Consider the following 18201-nt stretch of genomic DNA (forward strand, 5'->3'; position numbering starts at 1 on the left):
GGGAACCAGGGCACCCCCCGCCCCTCGCTTCGCTCGCAAGGGGGTGCGCCCGGTACGCTCACCGCCGTGCCACACGCTGATCAGTCCCAAACCACCCAGAAGGGGCATCCCGTGACATACCCGGGACCGCCCAGGCCGGCGCAGGTCACCGCCGCACCCCTCGCGGAACTCGCCGACCAGTTGGGTGTCCCCGCGCCGGAACCCACGGACGCCGCCGAGGTCACGGGCATCACCCATGACTCGCGCGCCGTCCGGCCCGGCGACCTGTACGCCGCCCTCCCGGGCGCCCGCCTGCACGGCGCCGACTTCGTCACGCAGGCCGCCGGCCTCGGCGCGGCCGCCGTGCTGACCGACCCGACCGGCGCGGAGCGCGCCGCCGCGACCGGCCTGCCGGTCCTGGTCGTCGAGGACCCGCGGGGCCGGATGGGCGAACTGGCGGCCACGATCTACGGCCACCCCGGCCGCGACCTGCTCCAGATCGGCATCACCGGCACCTCCGGCAAGACCACCACCGCCTATCTGATCGAGGGCGGGCTGAAGTCGGTCAAGGCGACCGGCCTCATCGGCACGGTCGAGATGCGCATCGGCGACGAGCGCATCAAGTCCGAGCGGACCACCCCCGAGGCCACCGACCTCCAGGCCCTGTTCGCCGTCATGCGCGAACGCGGCGTCGAGGCGGTCGCCATGGAGGTCTCCAGCCACGCCCTGGTCCTCGGCCGGGTCGACGGCTGTGTCTTCGACATCGCGGTCTTCACCAACCTCAGCCCGGAGCACATGGAGTTCCACTCCGACATGGAGGACTACTTCCGGGCCAAGGCACAGCTCTTCACCCCCGGGCGCAGCAGGTTCGGCGTCGTCAACCTCGACGACGAGTACGGCCGCAGGCTCGCCAAGGAGGCCACCGTCCCGCTCGTCACGTACTCCGCCGAGGGCCACCCCGACGCCGACTGGCGCGCCGAGGACGTGGAAATCGGCCCCCTGGACTCGACGTTCACCGTGCTCGGGCCCAAGGGCGAGCGGATCGCCGCCACTTCGCCGCTGCCGGGCCCCTTCAACGTGGCCAACACCCTCGCCGCGATCGTCGCTCTGGCCGCCGCCGGTCTCGACGCGCAGACCGCCGCCGACGGCGTCGCCGCCGTGCCGGGTGTGCCGGGCCGGCTCGAGCGGGTGGACGCCGGGCAGCCGTATCTCGCGGTCGTGGACTACGCCCACAAGACCGACGCCGTCGAGTCGGTGCTCAAGGCGCTGCGCAAGGTCACCGAGGGCAGCCTGCACGTGGTGCTCGGCTGCGGCGGCGACCGGGACCAGACCAAGCGGGAGCCGATGGGCGCCGCAGCCGCCCGGCTCGCCGACACCGCCGTACTGACCTCCGACAACCCCCGCTCCGAGGACCCCCTCGCGATCCTCGCAACCATGCTCCAGGGCGCGGCGTCCGTACCGGCACACGAGCGCGGCGAGGTCCAGGTCTTCGAGGACCGGGCCGCCGCGATCGCCGCGGCCGTCGCCCGCGCACAGCCCGGAGACACCGTGCTGGTCGCCGGCAAGGGTCATGAGCAGGGCCAGGACATCGCCGGAGTGGTCCGTCCCTTCGACGACCGCCAGGTGCTTCGCGAAGCTATCCAGAAGACCCAGGGATGAACTTGTGATCGCCCTCTCTCTCGCCGAGATCGCAGAAGTCGTCGGCGGGCAGACGCACGACATACCGGATCCGTCCGTCCAGGTCACCGGATCCGTCGTCCGGGACTCCCGCGAAGTGGCGCCAGGCAGCCTCTTCGTCGCCTTCGTCGGCGAGCGCGTGGACGGCCACGACTTCGCCGAGGCCGTCGTCGCGGCCGGCGCGACCGCCGTACTGGGCTCGCGCCCCGTGGGCGTGCCCGCGATCGTCGTGCCGGACGTCCAGAAGGCCCTCGGCGCCCTCGCCCGCCATGTCGTACGCCGGCTCGGCGCGACCCTCGTCGCCCTGACCGGCTCGGCGGGCAAGACCAGCACCAAGGACCTGATCGCCCAGGTGCTCCAGCACAAGGCGCCGACCGTGTGGACGCCGGGCTCGCTCAACAACGAGATCGGGCTGCCGCTCACCGCCCTCAGCGCCACCGAGGACACGAAGTTCCTCGTCCTGGAGATGGGCGCCCGCGGCATCGGCCACATCCGCTACCTCACCGATCTGACGCCCCCGAAGATCGGCCTCGTGCTCAACGTCGGCACCGCGCACATCGGCGAGTTCGGCGGCCGCGAACAGATCGCGCAGGCCAAGGGTGAACTCGTCGAGGGCCTGCCCCCGTCGGAGGACGGCGGCGCCGCGATTCTCAACGCCGACGATCCCCTCGTACGGGCCATGGCGTCCCGTACGAAGGCGAAGGTGATCCTTTTCGGAGAGTCCGGCGAAGCGGACGTTCGCGCCGAGAACGTGCGACTCACGGACAGCGGACAGCCTTCGTTCGTGCTTCACACACCCTCCGGGTGCAGTGATGTGACCATGCGCCTGTACGGTGAGCACCACGTGTCGAACGCGCTCGCCGCGGCCGCCGTCGCCCATGAGCTGGGCATGTCCGCAAGTGAGATCGCCACCGCGCTCTCCGAGGCGGGCTCCCTCTCCCGCTGGCGTATGGAGGTCACCGAGCGCCCGGACGGCGTGACCATCGTCAACGACGCCTACAACGCGAACCCCGAGTCCATGCGGGCCGCCCTGCGCGCCCTGGCGGCCATGGGCAACGGGCGCCGTACGTGGGCGGTGCTCGGCAGGATGGCCGAGCTCGGGGACGAGGCGCTCGCCGAGCACGACGCGGTCGGACGGCTCGCCGTCCGGCTCAACGTCAGCAAGCTCGTCGCGGTCGGGGGCAGGGAAGCGTCCTGGCTGCAACTGGGCGCATATAACGAGGGTTCGTGGGGTGAGGAGTCGGTGCACGTGTCCGACGCACAGGCGGCGGTCGACCTGTTGCGCAGCGAGTTGCGCCCGGGAGACGTCGTACTCGTGAAGGCGTCCCGTTCGGTCGGTCTGGAGAGCGTCGCCGAGGCGCTGCTCGCGGGCGGTGCCGAGGGTGAGGTTGTCGCCGGATGATGAATCAGATCCTGTTCTCAGGTGTCATCGGCCTCTTCCTGACCCTGGTCGGCACCCCGCTGCTGATCAAGCTGCTGGCCCGCAAGGGCTACGGCCAGTACATCCGGGACGACGGCCCGCGCGAGCACCACAGCAAGCGCGGTACGCCGACCATGGGTGGTATCGCCTTCATCCTGGCGACGGTCGCCGCGTACTTCCTGTCCAAGCTGATCACCGGCAAGCCGCCGACCTTCTCCGGAATCCTGGTGATCGGCCTGATGGCCGGCATGGGTCTGGTCGGCTTCCTGGACGACTACATCAAGATCGTCAAGCGGCGCTCGCTGGGTCTGCGGGCCAAGGCCAAGATGGCCGGTCAGCTCCTCGGCGGTATCGCCTTCGCGGTGCTCTCGCTGCAGTTCGCCGACAACCGCGGCAACACCCCGGCCTCCACCAAGCTCTCCTTCGTGCAGGACTTCGGCTGGTCCATCGGCCCGGTGCTGTTCGTCGTCTGGGCGCTGTTCATGATCCTCGCCATGTCCAACGGCGTGAACCTCACCGACGGTCTGGACGGCCTCGCCACCGGCGCCTCCGTGCTGGTCTTCGGCGCCTACACGTTCATCGGCGTCTGGCAGTTCCAGGAGTCCTGCGCCAACGCGCAGATCCTGCCCAGCCCCAACGCCTGCTACGAGGTGCGCGACCCCCTCGACCTGGCCGTGGTCTCCTCCGCGCTGATGGGCGCCTGCCTCGGCTTCCTGTGGTGGAACACCTCGCCCGCCAAGATCTTCATGGGTGACACCGGTTCGCTGGCCCTCGGCGGCGCGCTCGCCGGTCTCGCCATCTGCTCGCGCACCGAGCTGCTGCTCGCCATCCTCGGCGGCCTCTTCGTGCTGATCACCATGTCGGTGGTCATCCAGGTCGGCTCCTTCCGCCTCACCGGCAAGCGCGTCTTCCGCATGGCGCCACTCCAGCACCACTTCGAACTCAAGGGCTGGTCAGAAGTGCTCGTCGTGGTCCGCTTCTGGATCATTCAGGGCATCTGTGTGATCGTCGGACTGGGCCTCTTCTACGCAGGATGGGCAGCGGACAAGTGACCGACTGGCAGGGGAAGAACGTCACCGTCGCCGGACTCGGCGTCTCCGGGATCCCGGCGGCCAAGGTGCTGCACGCGCGCGGGGCGAACGTCACGGTCGTCAACGACGGCGACGACGCACGCGCGCGTGAGCAGGCCGCCGAACTGGAGGCCCTGGGCATCACCGTGCGCCTGGGCGACGGGGCGACCCTGCCCGAGGGCACCGAGCTGATCGTCACCGCGCCCGGCTGGAAGCCGGACAAGCCCCTGTTCGCGGCGGCTCACGAAGCGGGCGTCCCGGTCTGGGGCGACGTGGAGCTCGCCTGGCGGCTGCGCGGCCCCGACGCCGCCCCCTGGCTCGCCGTCACCGGCACCAACGGCAAGACCACGACCGTCCAGATGCTGGCCTCGATCCTGAAGGCGGCCGGCCTGCGCACCGCCGCCGTCGGCAACATCGGCGTCTCCCTCCTCGACGTGGTGCTCGGCGAGGAGCAGTACGACGTCCTGGCCGTCGAGCTGTCCAGCTACCAGCTCCACTGGGCGCCCTCCCTGCGGGCGCACTCCGCGGCCGTGCTGAACATCGCGCCCGACCACCTCGACTGGCACGGCTCCATGGAGGCGTACGCCGCCGACAAGGGCCGTATCTACGAGGGCAATCGCGTCGCCTGTGTCTACAACGTGGCCGACAAGGCCACCGAGGACCTGGTGCGCGAGGCCGACGTCGAGGAGGGCTGCCGGGCCATCGGCTTCACCCTCGGCACCCCGGCCCCCTCCCAACTCGGCGTCGTCGACGGCATCCTCGTCGACCGCGCCTTCGTCGAGAACCGGCAGCAGAACGCCCAGGAGCTCGCCGAGGTCTCCGACGTCGACCCGCCGGCCCCGCACAACATCGCCAACGCCCTCGCGGCGGCGGCCCTCGCCCGGGCCTACGGGGTGCCCGCCAAGGCCGTACGGGACGGTCTGCGGGCCTTCACCCCGGACGCCCATCGCATCGCGCACGTGGCGGACGTGGACGGGGTCGCCTACGTCGACGACTCCAAGGCCACCAACACGCACGCGGCTCAAGCGTCGTTGGCGGCGTACGAGTCCATCGTCTGGATCGCGGGCGGGCTCGCCAAGGGCGCCGTCTTCGAGGAGCTGGTCGCGGGGTCGGCAAAGCGCCTTCGCGCGGCCGTGCTCATGGGCGCCGATCGTGGCCTGATCCGTGAAGCCCTCGCGCGACACGCGCCGGAAGTACCCGTCGTCGACCTCGACCGGACCGACACTGGGGCGATGCTCGCGGCAGTCCAGGAGGCCCGGCGGCTCGCCGTCGCCGGAGACACGGTGCTCTTGGCACCAGCCTGTGCCTCGATGGACATGTTCGCCAACTACAACCAGCGCGGTGACGCGTTCGCGGAGGCGGTTCGCGAACTCGGCGCGGGCGCCTGACGGCGGGTCTCGGCCACAGCGGGTGCTTCGGGACCCTTGGAGGGACGCGTGACTCGGATGTGGCCGTACGGTACGCACGCCCACGACGGGGCGGTGAGCGCCGATGCCCGGTAGCCGTACGGGACGACCGCCCGTACAGCGGGCCGTCCGGCGCCCCGTCACCGCGCGGCCGCCGGGCGACAACGGCGTACGGCGGCTCTACCTCCGTCTGCAACGGGCGTGGGACCGGCCGCTGACCGCGTACTACCTCATCCTCGGCGGCAGCCTGCTGATCACGGTGCTCGGTCTGGTGATGGTCTACTCGGCCTCCCAGATCACCGCGCTGCAGATGTCGCTGCCCGGGTCGTACTTCTTCCGCAAGCAACTGCTCGCCGCGGTGATCGGCGCCGGGCTGCTGTTCGCCGCCTCCCGGATGCCGGTGAAGCTGCACCGGGCGCTGGCCTACCCGATCCTCGCGGGCGCCGTCTTCCTGATGGCGCTGGTGCAGGTGCCCGGGATAGGAGTCGCGGTCAACGGCAACCAGAACTGGATCGCCCTCGGCGGCTCCTTCCAGATCCAGCCCAGCGAGTTCGGCAAGCTCGCGCTGGTGCTGTGGGGCGCCGACCTGATCGCCCGCAAGCAGGACAAGAAGCTGCTGACCCAGTGGAAGCACATGCTGGTGCCGCTGGTGCCGGTCGCCTTCATGCTGCTCGGGCTGATCATGCTCGGCGGCGACATGGGTACGGCGATCATCCTGTCGGCGATCCTGTTCGGCCTGTTGTGGCTGGCGGGGGCGCCGACCAGGCTGTTCGCGGGGGTCCTGTCGGTGGCCGGGCTGATCGGGCTGGTCCTGATCAAGACCAGCGACAACCGCATGGCCCGCCTCGCGTGCCTCGGTGCCACCGAACCGCGCGGCGGCGCCGTCGACTGCTGGCAGGCCGTGCACGGCATCTACGCGCTCGCGTCCGGCGGAATCTTCGGCTCCGGGCTGGGGGCGAGTGTGGAGAAATGGGGTCAACTCCCCGAAGCCCACACCGACTTCATCTTCGCCGTCACCGGTGAGGAACTGGGCCTGGCGGGGACGCTGTCGGTGCTGGGTCTCTTCGCGGCTCTAGGCTATGCGGGTATCCGCGTGGCCGGACGCACGGAGGACCCCTTCGTGAGGTATGCCGCGGGAGGCGTGACCACCTGGATCACCGCGCAAGCCGTGATCAACATCGGTGCGGTGCTCGGCCTGCTGCCGATCGCCGGCGTCCCCCTGCCGCTGTTCTCGTACGGGGGATCCGCCCTGCTGCCGACCATGTTCGCCATCGGGCTGCTGATCGCCTTCGCACGCGACGAGCCCGCTGCGCGGGCAGCGCTTTCCGTGCGGCAACCCCGCTTTGGTAGAAAGCGTGCGGGAGGCGCCGCGCGTGATCGGGGGCCTCGGAGATGGAACACGATGCGACGGCGTGCCTCGGCGGCGCGCTCGTCCGGAGAGCGGTGAATTTCGGTGCATGTCGTACTCGCCGGTGGGGGGACCGCCGGCCACATCGAGCCCGCGCTCGCCCTCGCGGACGCCCTGCGCAGGCAGGACCCGACCGTGGGGATCACGGCCCTGGGCACGGAGCGCGGTCTGGAGACCAAGCTCGTTCCGCAGCGGGGCTATGAGCTCGCCCTGATCCCGGCGGTGCCGCTGCCGCGCAAGCCCACCCCCGAGCTGATCACCGTGCCGGGCCGGCTGCGCGGCACCATCAAGGCGACCGAGCAGATCCTGGAGCGCACCAAGGCGGACGCCGTCGTCGGCTTCGGCGGCTATGTCGCGCTGCCCGGCTACCTCGCCGCCAAGCGCCTCGGGGTGCCGATCGTCATCCACGAGGCCAACGCCCGCCCGGGCCTGGCCAACAAGATCGGTTCCCGGTACGCCGCCCAGGTCGCCGTCTCCACTCCGGACAGCAAGCTCCGCAACTCGCGCTACATCGGCATCCCGCTGCGCCGCACCATCGCCACCCTCGACCGGGCCGCCGTCCGCCCCGAGGCGCGCGCGATGTTCGGGCTCGACCCGAACCTGCCCACGTTGCTGGTCTCCGGCGGCTCCCAGGGCGCGCGCCGCCTGAACGAGGTCGTCCAGCAGGTCGCGCCCTGGCTCCAGCAGGCCGGAATCCAGATCCTGCACGCGGTCGGCCCGAAGAACGAACTGCCGCAGGTCCATCAGATGCCGGGAATGCCCCCCTATATCCCGGTAAGTTACTTGGACCGGATGGACCTCGCGTACGCCGCGGCCGACATGATGCTCTGCCGCGCGGGCGCGATGACCGTCGCCGAACTCTCCGCCGTCGGACTCCCGGCCGCCTATGTCCCGCTGCCCATCGGCAACGGCGAACAGCGGCTGAACGCCCAGCCGGTGGTCAAGGCCGGCGGCGGGCTGCTGGTCGACGACGCGGAACTCACCCCCGAGTGGGTGCAGCAGAACGTCCTGCCCGTGCTCGCCGACCCGCACAGGCTGTACGAGATGTCCCGCGCCGCAAGCGAGTTCGGCCGCCGGGACGCCGACGACCTGCTCGTCGGCATGGTGTACGAGGCGATCGCCTCGCAGCGCCGCCAGTGACCGTATGACGGAGGGCAGGGAGCGTGGCCGGACCGACGACCGCAGAGCGCGGTGAACGCCAGCAGGAGTCGTCCGACCCGCCCCTCGCCCGGCGGCGGTTGAGGCTGCCGAGGCTTCGTACGATGATCATTCTTGTTGTCCTCCTCGCGCTCCTCGGCGGGGGCTCCATCTGGCTGCTGTACGGCTCCAAGTGGCTGCGCGTCGAGCGCGTATCGGTCGCCGGGACCCGGGTCCTGACGCCCGACCAGGTCCTCGAGGCGGCCGACGTCCCCGTCGGGGCACCGCTGATTTCCGTCGACACCGAGGTGATTGAGGCACGGCTGCGCCGGAAATTGCCCCGAATTGACGAGGTTGACGTGGTCCGCTCCTGGCCCCATGGAATCGGCCTGAAAGTGGTCGAGCGCACTCCGGTTCTGGTTGTCCAAAAGGGCGGAAAGTTCATCGAAGTGGACGATGAAGGTGTCCGTTTCGCCACGGTTTCTGAGGCCCCGAAAGGTGTTCCGGCACTGGAATTGACGGTGTCCCGGTCGAGCTCCGCCGCCGCGAGCCTGCGCCGCTTCGACGACGCCCGTCTGGTGCGGGAGGCCGTGCGGGTCGCCGACGCCCTTCCGGACGGCATCGCGCGTGGCACCCAGGTCGTCAAGGTCCGTTCCTACGACGACATCTCGCTGGTGTTGACCGGTGGCACGACCGTCGCCTGGGGGAGTGGCGAGAAGGGTGCGGCGAAGGCTCGCGCACTCACCGCTCTCATGAAAGCCTCGCCGGATGCGCGGCACTTCGACGTCAGCGTTCCCACCGCCCCGGCGTCATCGGGGAGTTGACGCACATCCGCGCAGGCCAGCACCCTGGTTGGGCAGTGACATGGCTGATCACATAGGGTGAAAAGAAAAACGGGAGGTTCGGCGTGTTCGTTGAACGTGCGCCACTTGTCGACTTAGTGTCCTGTTCAGAAGACTTCAAGGAACAGACACACTGGTAACCCTAAACTTCAGGGTTAGGGTTCGGGTCGGCGCTACGGACCGTCCCATTCGGCATCAGTCGCCGGTTCACGAAGCACACCGCTCCCGTGATCCGACGACCCGTAACTCGAGGCGAGAGGCCTTCGACGTGGCAGCACCGCAGAACTACCTCGCAGTCATCAAAGTCATCGGTGTCGGCGGCGGTGGTGTCAATGCCATCAACCGGATGATCGAGGTCGGTCTCAAGGGCGTCGAGTTCATCGCCATCAACACCGACGCGCAAGCTCTGTTGATGAGCGACGCCGACGTCAAGCTCGACGTCGGCCGTGAACTCACCCGCGGACTCGGCGCCGGAGCCAACCCGGCCGTCGGCCGCAAGGCCGCCGAGGACCACCGCGAGGAGATCGAGGAGGTCCTCAAGGGGGCCGACATGGTCTTCGTGACGGCCGGTGAAGGCGGCGGCACCGGCACCGGCGGCGCACCCGTCGTGGCCAACATCGCCCGCTCCCTGGGTGCCCTCACCATCGGTGTGGTCACGCGCCCGTTCACCTTCGAGGGGCGGCGCCGCGCCAACCAGGCCGAGGACGGCATCGCCGAACTCCGCGAAGAGGTCGACACCCTCATCGTCATCCCGAACGACCGGCTGCTGTCCATCTCGGACCGCCAGGTCTCGGTGCTCGACGCCTTCAAGTCCGCGGACCAGGTCCTGCTCTCCGGTGTCCAGGGCATCACCGACCTCATCACCACCCCGGGCCTCATCAACCTCGACTTCGCCGATGTGAAGTCGGTCATGTCCGAGGCCGGTTCGGCCCTCATGGGCATCGGCTCGGCCCGCGGCGACGACCGCGCGGTGGCTGCGGCCGAGATGGCGATCTCCTCGCCGCTCCTGGAGGCGTCCATCGACGGTGCCCGGGGCGTGCTGCTCTCCATCTCCGGCGGCTCCGACCTCGGCCTGTTCGAGATCAACGAGGCCGCCCAGCTGGTGAGCGAGGCCGCCCATCCCGAGGCCAACATCATCTTCGGCGCGGTCATCGACGACGCCCTCGGCGACGAGGTCCGGGTCACCGTGATCGCGGCCGGCTTCGACGGGGGCCAGCCGCCGGCCCGCCGGGACAACGTCCTCGGTTCGGCCTCGTCCTCGGCGCCCCGCCGCGAGGAGCCCACTCCGGTACGGCAGCAGCCCGAGAGCCGCCCGTCCTTCGGCTCGCTCGGCAGCGTCACGCCGAAGGAGGAGCCGGAGCCCGCCGCCGCACCGGAGCCGGTGGCCGACATCCCGGTCGCCCCGCCGGTCCCGCCGTCGCGGACCTACGCCGACAGCGCGGCGGAGGAGCTGGACGTACCGGACTTCCTTAAGTGATCCTTCTGACGTGATAGGACAGCGCGACACCGTGAGCGGCGCGCACTTCGCCTTCACCGACCGGTGGGGCGGGGTGAGCGCCGCTCCGTATGAGGAGCTCAACCTCGGAGGGGCGGTCGGCGACGACACCGACGCCGTACTGACCAACCGCGAGCTCGCCGCCAAGTCGCTCGGGCTCGATCCGGGTGACGTCGTCTGGATGAACCAGGTGCACGGGACGGACGTCGCCGTGGTGGACGGACCCTGGTGTGACCGTCCGGTGCCCGAGGTCGACGCGATCGTCACGGCGCGGCGCGGTCTCGCCCTCGCCGTCCTCACCGCCGACTGTGTGCCGGTGCTGCTGGCCGACCCGGTCGCGGGGATCGTCGCGGCCGCCCACGCGGGGCGGCCCGGCATGGTCGCCGGGGTCGTCCCGGCCACGCTACGCGCGATGACCGAACTGGGCGCCGACCCCGCCCGGATCGTCGCCCGCACCGGCCCGGCCGTCTGCGGCCGGTGCTACGAGGTGCCGGAGGCGATGCGCGCCGAGGTGGCGGCCAAGGAGCCGACGGCGCACACCGAGACGAGCTGGGGCACTCCGGCGGTGGACGTGGCCGCCGGAGTGCACGCCCAGCTCGCGCGTCTCGGCGTGCGCGACCGGGTGCAGTCCCCGGTGTGCACGCTGGAGTCGGGCGATCACTTCTCGTACCGCCGCGACCGCACCACGGGCCGGCTCGCGGGCTATGTCTGGCTGGACTGAATGGACATGACGGACCGTAAGGACGAACTCGCCGCGAACCTGGCGAAGGTGGAGAACCGTATCGCCGCCGCCTGTGCGGCCGCCGGGCGCGCCCGCGAGGAGGTGACCCTGATCGTGGTCACCAAGACCTACCCCGCGAGCGATGTGCGGATCCTGTCGGAACTCGGTGTGCGCCACGTCGCCGAGAACCGCGATCAGGATGCGGCCCCCAAGGCCGCCGCATGCTCGGATCTGCCCCTTGCGTGGCATTTTGTCGGCCAGTTGCAGACCAACAAGGTGCGATCCGTGGTCGGTTACGCGGACCTCGTGCAGTCCGTCGATCGTTCCAAGCTGGTGACGGCACTGTCGAAGGAGGCCGTACGGCAGGAGCGCGAGGTCGGCTGTCTCATCCAGGTGGCCCTGGACGCCGGAGAGAGCCGACGGGGTGAGAGGGGTGGTGTGGCGCCGGGCGGAATCGAGGAGTTGGCCGGTCTGATCGCGAAGGCTCCGGGGCTGCGGCTCGACGGGCTGATGACCGTCGCCCCGCTCACCGGGGAGTACGCGGGGCGCCAACAGGCGGCGTTCGAGCGGTTGATGGATTTGTCGACCGACCTGCGCCGAGCCCATCCGGCTGCGAACATGGTGTCGGCAGGAATGAGTGCGGATCTCGAAGAGGCGGTGGCGGCGGGTGCGACACATGTGCGCGTCGGCACTGCGGTACTCGGAGTCCGCCCCAGGCTCGGGTAACGTCGCCAGGAAGTCGGACCACAGCAGAAAATATGGTCAATGTCGCCGAAAAGGCGGGCGTAACGACCGCGTGGATCGCGGGCACTTGGCAGTCGCCGATCCACCACAGAGCGGAGGACTCAGAGCATGGCCGGCGCGATGCGCAAGATGGCGGTCTACCTCGGCCTCGTGGAGGACGATGGGTACGACGGCCGGGGGTTCGACCCCGACGACGACTTCGAGCCCGAACTGGACCCGGAGCCCGAGCGGGACCATCGACGGCATGAGCCGTCGCACCAGTCCCACAGTGCACATCAGTCCCAAAGGGACGAAGAGGTGCGAATCGTTCAGCCGCCCGCGCCTCGTGAACCGGTGGCCCGCTCGACTTCGCTACCCGCGGAATCCAGCCGTCCGGCGCGCATCGCGCCCGTGGCATCCATCACACAAGAACGCGCAAGCCTGGAGAAGAACGCACCGGTGATCATGCCCAAGGTCGTGTCGGAACGAGAGCCGTACCGGATCACCACACTTCACCCCCGGACCTACAACGAGGCCCGTACCATCGGGGAACACTTCCGTGAGGGCACCCCGGTGATCATGAATCTGACTGAGATGGATGACACAGATGCCAAGCGACTTGTCGACTTTGCGGCGGGTTTGGTGTTTGGTCTTCACGGCAGCATCGAGCGGGTGACCCAGAAGGTGTTTCTGTTGTCTCCTGCTAACGTCGATGTCACGGCGGAGGACAAGGCCCGCATCGCAGAGGGCGGGTTCTTCAACCAGAGCTGAGACGCACCACCGGAAGAAACGCACGGAACAGGGAAACAGGGGAGAGGGAAACACCAGTCATGAGCGTGGTCCTGCAGGTTCTCTACATCGCGCTGATGGTGTTCCTCATCGTGCTCATCTTCCGGTTGGTCATGGACTACGTCTTCCAGTTCGCCCGCTCATGGCAACCCGGCAAGGCGATGGTGGTCGTTCTTGAGGCCACCTACACTGTCACCGATCCACCGCTGAAGCTTCTGCGGCGGGTGATTCCGCCGCTGCGTCTCGGGGGCGTGGCGCTCGACCTGTCCTTCTTCGTACTGATGATCATCGTCTACATCTTGATCACGCTTGTACGGAGCGCGATGTGAACGATGTGACAGATACGGTCTTGCCGACTGCCGACGACTACGTTGAGGTGAAGAGATGCCGTTGACCCCCGAGGACGTGCGGAACAAGCAGTTCACGACCGTCCGCCTCCGAGAAGGCTATGACGAGGACGAGGTCGATGCCTTCCTCGATGAGGTCGAAGCCGAACTGACCCGCCTGCTCCGCGAGAACGAGGACCTGCGGGCCAAGCTGGCCGCGGCCACGCGCGCTGCTGCCCAGAACCAGCAGAACATGCGCAAGCCGCCGGAGGGTCCCGGCGGTCCGCAGGGTCCTGGCGGTCCGCAGGACCAGCAGCAGGGCGGCATGCCGCAGCAGGGCATGCGCGGTCCCGGGGCTCCCGTCCCCGCCGGGATATCGGGCCCGCCGCAGCAGCAGATGGGTGGCCCCATGGGTGGTCCGCCCCAGCTGCCCAGCGGTGCTCCGCAGCTGCCCGCCGGTCCCGGCGGTCAGGGTGGCCCGCAGGGTCCCGGTCCGATGGGCCAGGGTCCGGGGCCGATGGGCCAGCCCCCCATGCAGCAGATGGGCGGCCCCATGGGCGGTCCGATGGGTGGCCCGATGGGCGGTCCCGGTCAGGGCGGCCCCGGTGGCGACAGCGCCGCGCGCGTTCTGTCGCTCGCCCAGCAGACCGCCGACCAGGCGATCGCCGAGGCCCGTTCCGAGGCCAACAAGATCGTCGGCGAGGCGCGTTCGCGTGCCGAGGGCCTCGAGCGTGACGCCCGTGCCAAGGCTGACGCCCTGGAGCGGGACGCGCAGGAGAAGCACCGCGTCGCGATGGGCTCCCTGGAGTCCGCCCGCGCCACGCTGGAGCGCAAGGTCGAGGACCTGCGTGGCTTCGAGCGCGAGTACCGCACGCGGCTGAAGTCCTACCTCGAGTCCCAGCTGCGCCAGCTGGAGACCCAGTCGGACGACTCGCTCGCCCCGCCGCGCACCCCGGCCACGGCGTCCCTCCCGCCGTCCCCGGCGCCCTCCATGGCACCGGCCGGCGCGAGTGCCCCGTCGTACGGCGGCGGCAACCAGACGATGGGCGGCGCCCCGTCCCCGGCTGCCCCGTCCTATGGCGGTCAGCAGCAGATGTCCCCGGCGATGACCCAGCCGATGGCGCCGGTGCGTCCGCAGGGCGGCCCGTCCCCGATGGGGCAGGCTCCCTCGCCGATGCGCGGGTTCCTCATCGACGAGGACGACAACTGACGGTTGGTAGTACGCCGTAGGCGTCGGCAGCGTTCAGGGCGGAGGCCCCGGAAAATTCCGGGGCCTCCGCCCTTTCGCATGGGGTAGCGTCCTCGCAGCGCTGGGGCGCGTAGCGCAGTTGGTCGTCGCGCCTCGACAGCATCTAGGAGGACGCCGGTTCGAATCCGGCCCGCCCCAGTGCGTCAGCCGTGCGAACGTACGCAACGCCGAAGGCCCGGGCCCGCCAAGATTTTTTGGCGGGCCCGGGCCTTCGGTCTTCGGCTACGCCTTGCGCAGGCGGAAGGTCAGGGTCAGACCCTCGTCCGTGAACGCGGAGCCGTAGGTGTCGTCGGCCTCGCCCTGGGCGCTGTGTTCATTCAAGAAGGCCGTCGCCAGGACCTCGTCGGAGATCAGGCCGGCGTGCTCGGACAGGGCCGCGATCACCGCCGGGTCCGTCGCCGTCCACCGCAGGGCGATCCGGTCGGCCACGTCCAGGCCGCTGTTCTTGCGGGCCTCCTGGATCAGGCGGATCGCGTCACGGGCCAGGCCCGCACGGCGCAGCTCCTCGGTGATCTCCAGGTCCAGGGCGACCGTGGCACCCGAGTCGGACGCCACCGACCAGCCCTCGCGCGGGGTCTCCGTGATGATCACCTCGTCGGGTGCGAGCGTGATCGTCTCGCCGTCGACCTCCACCGACGCCGTGCCCTCGCGCAGGGCCAGGGACAGCGCCGCCGCGTCCGCGTTCGCGACGGCCTTCGCCACGTCCTGGACGCGCTTGCCGAAGCGCTTGCCCAGGGCTCGGAAGTTGGCCTTGGCGGTGGTGTCCACCAGGCTGCCGCCGACCTCGGAGAGCGACGCCAGCGACGAGACGTTCAGCTCCTCGGTGATCTGCGTGTGCAGTTCCGGGTCGAGGGTCTCGAAGCCCGCGGCGGCCACCAGGGCACGGGACAGCGGCTGACGGGTCTTGACGCCCGACTCCGCGCGCGTGGCGCGGCCCAGCTCGACCAGTCGGCGCACCAGGACCATCTGCGTGGACAGCTCCGGGTTGATCGCCGACAGGTCCGCCTGAGGCCAGGAGGCCAGGTGGACCGACTCCGGGGCGCCGGGGGTGACCGGGACGATCAGGTCCTGCCAGACCCGCTCGGTGATGAACGGGGTCAGCGGGGCCATCAGCTTGGTGACCGTCTCGACGACCTCGTGCAGGGTGCGCAGCGCCGCCTTGTCGCCCTGCCAGAAGCGGCGGCGCGAGCGGCGGACGTACCAGTTCGACAGGTCGTCGACGAACGCCGAGAGCAGCTTGCCGGCGCGCTGGGTGTCGTAGGCATCCAGGGCCTGCGTGACCTGGTCGGTGAGCGCGTGCAGTTCGGACAGCAGCCAGCGGTCCAGGACCGGGCGGTCGGCCGGGGCCGGGTCCGCCTCGGACGGCGCCCAGTTCGACGTACGGGCGTACAGGGCCTGGAAGGCGACCGTGTTCCAGTAGGTGAGCAGGGTCTTGCGCACCACCTCCTGGATCGTGCCGTGGCCCACGCGGCGTGCCGCCCACGGGGAGCCGCCGGCCGCCATGAACCAGCGCACCGCGTCCGCGCCGTGCTGATCCATCAGCGGGATCGGCTGCAGGATGTTGCCCAGGTGCTTGGACATCTTGCGGCCGTCCTCGGCGAGGATGTGGCCGAGGCAGACGACGTTCTCGTACGACGACTTGTCGAAGACCAGGGTTCCGACCGCCATCAGCGTGTAGAACCAGCCACGGGTCTGGTCGATGGCCTCGCTGATGAACTGCGCGGGGTAGCGGCTCTCGAACAGCTCCTTGTTCTTGTACGGGTAGCCCCACTGCGCGAACGGCATCGAGCCCGAGTCGTACCAGGCGTCGATGACCTCCGGCACGCGCGTGGCCGTCTTGGCGCACTGCGGGCAGGCGAAGGTGACGTCGTCGATGTACGGGCGGTGCGGGTCCAGGCCGGACTGGTCGGTGCCGGTCAGCTCGGTGAGCTCCGCGCGGGAGCCGACGCAGGTGAGGTGGTCGTCCTCGCAGCGCCAGATCGGCAGCGGGGTGCCCCAGTAGCGGTTGCGGGACAGCGCCCAGTCGATGTTGTTGTTCAGCCAGTCGCCGTACCGGCCGTGCTTGACCGTCTCCGGGAACCAGTTGGTGTTCTCGTTCTCCTCGAGGAGGCGGTCCTTGATGGCCGTGGTGCGGATGTACCAGGACGGCTGCGCGTAGTACAGGAGCGCGGTGTGGCAGCGCCAGCAGTGCGGGTAGCTGTGCTCGTACGGGGTGTGCCGGAAGAGCAGACCGCGCTGCTGGAGGTCCTCGGTGAGCTTTTCGTCCGCCTTCTTGAAGAAGACGCCGCCGACGAGGGGCACGTCCTCGGCGAAGGTGCCGTCCGGGCGGACCGGGTTCACGACCGGCAGGCCGTACGCGCGGCAGACCTTGAGGTCGTCCTCACCGAAGGCGGGGGACTGGTGGACCAGACCCGTGCCGTCCTCGGTGGTGACGTACTCGGCGTTGACCACGAAGTGGGCCTCAGCCGGGAACTCGACCAGCTCGAACGGGCGCTGATACGTCCAACGCTCCATCTCGGCGCCGGTGAAGGTCTGGCCGGTGGTCTCCCAGCCCTCGCCGAGGGCCTTGGCGAGCAGCGGTTCGGCGACGACGAGCTTCTCCTCGCCGTTCGTCGCTACGACATAGGTGACCTCGGGGTGGGCGGCGACCGCCGTGTTGGAGACGAGGGTCCAGGGCGTGGTCGTCCACACCAGGAGCGCGGCCTCGCCGGCCAGTGGACCGGAGGTGAGCGGGAAACGGACGTACACCGAGGGGTCGACGACCGTCTCGTAGCCCTGCGCCAGCTCGTGGTCGGACAGGCCGGTGCCGCAGCGCGGGCACCAGGGGGCGACGCGGTGGTCCTGGACCAGCAGGCCCTTGGTGAAGATCTCCTTCAGCGACCACCAGACGGACTCGATGTACTCGGGCTCCATCGTGACGTAGGCGTCGTCGAGGTCGACCCAGTAGCCCATGCGGGTCGTCAGGTCGGAGAAGGCGTCGGTGTGGCGCAGCACGGACTCGCGGCACTTGGCGTTGAACTCGGCGATGCCGTACGCCTCGATGTCCTTCTTGCCGCTGAAGCCCAGCTCCTTCTCGACCGCCAGCTCCACTGGCAGGCCGTGGCAGTCCCAGCCGGCCTTGCGGGCCACGTGGTAGCCGCGCATGGTGCGGAAGCGGGGGAAGACGTCCTTGAAGACGCGGGCCTCGATGTGGTGGGCGCCGGGCATGCCGTTGGCGGTGGGCGGGCCCTCGTAGAACACCCACTCGGGGCGGCCCTCGGACTGCTCCAGGCTCTTGGCGAAGATCTTCTGCTCGCGCCAGAAGTCGAGCACGGCGTGCTCGAGGGCGGGCAGGTCGACCTGGGCGGGCACCTGGCGGTACGTCGGCGTTGTCATCAGCGAGCTTCCTCCGGCGGACTTGCTGCCTTCCGTCCGGAGGGACGAGAGCCGATCTTGCCTTGCGCCGGTTTCGGCGCGCTCCCGCGGTACCACCCTCCTTGGCCCTCCGACGCGGGGTGTGCGTCGGCGAGCCCCCTCATTGGGGTCGCGATGCCGGTTCTACTGGCCTTGCGGAGGCTTTCTTCCGGCGGCTCCGGGGTGATCTTCACGTCGCGCTCGCCCCCGGGCTTCCACCGTCCCCGGGTCGCTCTGGGCTGCGTACGCCGCTACTCGTCCCCATCCACGCTTTTCGCTGCGCCCAGTGTACGGCGCCCCACGGACAGCGGCCGACCGGTTTTCCGGGGCACGGGGGCGGGGATCGGGTTCGGGCCCCGGTGACCCGAATGGTGCGGTGCCGATGTTCGGAATCTGGGACGTCCGGCTCGGCTGCATACCCGGCGGGGAGCTGGGCACAACGGATGCAGGTCCGCCGCGCGGCATGCGCGAGGCGGGCGAATCGGGCGGTGTGCCCCGTTGCCGCGGGACTCAAGTCGATTTATCGTCCCAGCACGATTCGCGAGCAAGATCACAATATGTGAAGG

Annotated in this window: 14 protein-coding genes and 1 tRNA gene; 14 read left to right on the top strand and 1 reads right to left on the bottom strand. The window is 69.8% G+C overall.

Annotated features, from left to right (window positions below; genetic code table 11):
• Positions 1-111 precede the first annotated feature (111 nt).
• The 14 genes from ACP4J3_RS40200 to ACP4J3_RS40265 all read left to right on the top strand — a co-directional run bounded on the left by ACP4J3_RS40200 (position 112) and on the right by ACP4J3_RS40265 (position 14380).
• Positions 112-1638: a UDP-N-acetylmuramoyl-L-alanyl-D-glutamate--2,6-diaminopimelate ligase gene (locus ACP4J3_RS40200; protein ID WP_426541360.1), complete on the top strand. Its 1527-nt coding sequence runs from the start codon at positions 112-114 to the stop codon at positions 1636-1638.
• A gap of 4 nt (positions 1639-1642) precedes the next feature.
• Positions 1643-3058: a UDP-N-acetylmuramoyl-tripeptide--D-alanyl-D-alanine ligase gene (locus ACP4J3_RS40205; protein WP_426541362.1), complete on the top strand. Its 1416-nt coding sequence runs from the start codon at positions 1643-1645 to the stop codon at positions 3056-3058.
• A complete protein-coding gene (mraY, locus tag ACP4J3_RS40210; RefSeq protein WP_426541364.1) occupies positions 3055-4128 on the top strand; it encodes a phospho-N-acetylmuramoyl-pentapeptide-transferase in 1074 nt (357 codons plus the stop codon). Before ACP4J3_RS40205 ends, mraY begins: the two co-directional genes overlap by 4 nt.
• Positions 4110-5534 carry a UDP-N-acetylmuramoyl-L-alanine--D-glutamate ligase gene (murD, locus tag ACP4J3_RS40215; protein ID WP_426541366.1) on the top strand — a complete coding sequence of 475 codons (1425 nt, stop codon included), beginning with the start codon at positions 4110-4112 and terminating at the stop codon, positions 5532-5534. Before mraY ends, murD begins: the two co-directional genes overlap by 19 nt.
• A gap of 103 nt (positions 5535-5637) precedes the next feature.
• A complete protein-coding gene (gene ftsW / locus ACP4J3_RS40220) occupies positions 5638-6999 on the top strand; it encodes a putative lipid II flippase FtsW (protein ID WP_426541368.1) in 1362 nt (453 codons plus the stop codon).
• 6 nt (positions 7000-7005) lie between these two features.
• Complete coding sequence (gene murG / locus ACP4J3_RS40225; RefSeq protein WP_426541370.1) at positions 7006-8100, top strand: undecaprenyldiphospho-muramoylpentapeptide beta-N-acetylglucosaminyltransferase; 1095 nt, start codon at positions 7006-7008, stop codon at positions 8098-8100.
• Between the two features lie 23 nt (positions 8101-8123).
• Positions 8124-8921, top strand: a complete 798-nt coding sequence (locus tag ACP4J3_RS40230; RefSeq protein ID WP_426541372.1) for a cell division protein FtsQ/DivIB — start codon at positions 8124-8126, stop codon at positions 8919-8921.
• A gap of 286 nt (positions 8922-9207) precedes the next feature.
• On the top strand, positions 9208-10416 hold the full coding sequence (ftsZ, locus tag ACP4J3_RS40235) for a cell division protein FtsZ (protein ID WP_426541374.1): 1209 nt from the start codon (positions 9208-9210) through the stop codon (positions 10414-10416).
• A gap of 10 nt (positions 10417-10426) precedes the next feature.
• Positions 10427-11155: a peptidoglycan editing factor PgeF gene (gene pgeF / locus ACP4J3_RS40240; RefSeq protein WP_426541376.1), complete on the top strand. Its 729-nt coding sequence runs from the start codon at positions 10427-10429 to the stop codon at positions 11153-11155.
• Positions 11156-11161: 6 nt separating this feature from the next.
• Positions 11162-11881: a YggS family pyridoxal phosphate-dependent enzyme gene (locus tag ACP4J3_RS40245; protein ID WP_426541378.1), complete on the top strand. Its 720-nt coding sequence runs from the start codon at positions 11162-11164 to the stop codon at positions 11879-11881.
• 126 nt (positions 11882-12007) lie between these two features.
• Positions 12008-12649 carry a cell division protein SepF gene (locus ACP4J3_RS40250; RefSeq protein ID WP_031483359.1) on the top strand — a complete coding sequence of 214 codons (642 nt, stop codon included), beginning with the start codon at positions 12008-12010 and terminating at the stop codon, positions 12647-12649.
• Between the two features lie 59 nt (positions 12650-12708).
• Complete coding sequence (locus tag ACP4J3_RS40255; protein ID WP_004001943.1) at positions 12709-12996, top strand: YggT family protein; 288 nt, start codon at positions 12709-12711, stop codon at positions 12994-12996.
• A 55-nt stretch (positions 12997-13051) separates the two neighbouring features.
• Positions 13052-14203 carry a DivIVA domain-containing protein gene (locus ACP4J3_RS40260; protein ID WP_426541381.1) on the top strand — a complete coding sequence of 384 codons (1152 nt, stop codon included), beginning with the start codon at positions 13052-13054 and terminating at the stop codon, positions 14201-14203.
• Between the two features lie 102 nt (positions 14204-14305).
• A tRNA-Leu gene (locus ACP4J3_RS40265) sits at positions 14306-14380 on the top strand.
• A gap of 84 nt (positions 14381-14464) precedes the next feature.
• On the opposite strand, the gene ileS is transcribed toward ACP4J3_RS40265, so the two are convergent.
• Positions 14465-17617 (bottom strand): isoleucine--tRNA ligase, encoded by a 3153-nt coding sequence (gene ileS, locus ACP4J3_RS40270; protein ID WP_426541383.1) that lies wholly within the window; start codon positions 17615-17617, stop codon positions 14465-14467.
• Positions 17618-18201 lie beyond the last annotated feature (584 nt).

It is taken from the genome of Streptomyces sp. UG1 (assembly GCF_049974585.1).
Classification (GTDB): Bacteria; Actinomycetota; Actinomycetes; order Streptomycetales; family Streptomycetaceae; genus Streptomyces.

Coding starts and splice junctions, on each gene's coding strand:
- mraY (WP_426541364.1), top strand. CDS start 3,055: ATGATGAATCAGATCCTGTTCTCAGGTGTCATCGGCCTCTTCCTGACC.
- murD (WP_426541366.1), top strand. CDS start 4,110: ATGGGCAGCGGACAAGTGACCGACTGGCAGGGGAAGAACGTCACCGTC.
- ftsW (WP_426541368.1), top strand. CDS start 5,638: ATGCCCGGTAGCCGTACGGGACGACCGCCCGTACAGCGGGCCGTCCGG.
- ACP4J3_RS40245 (WP_426541378.1), top strand. CDS start 11,162: ATGACGGACCGTAAGGACGAACTCGCCGCGAACCTGGCGAAGGTGGAG.
- ACP4J3_RS40250 (WP_031483359.1), top strand. CDS start 12,008: ATGGCCGGCGCGATGCGCAAGATGGCGGTCTACCTCGGCCTCGTGGAG.
- ACP4J3_RS40255 (WP_004001943.1), top strand. CDS start 12,709: ATGAGCGTGGTCCTGCAGGTTCTCTACATCGCGCTGATGGTGTTCCTC.
- ACP4J3_RS40260 (WP_426541381.1), top strand. CDS start 13,052: ATGCCGTTGACCCCCGAGGACGTGCGGAACAAGCAGTTCACGACCGTC.
- ileS (WP_426541383.1), bottom strand. CDS start 17,617: ATGACAACGCCGACGTACCGCCAGGTGCCCGCCCAGGTCGACCTGCCC.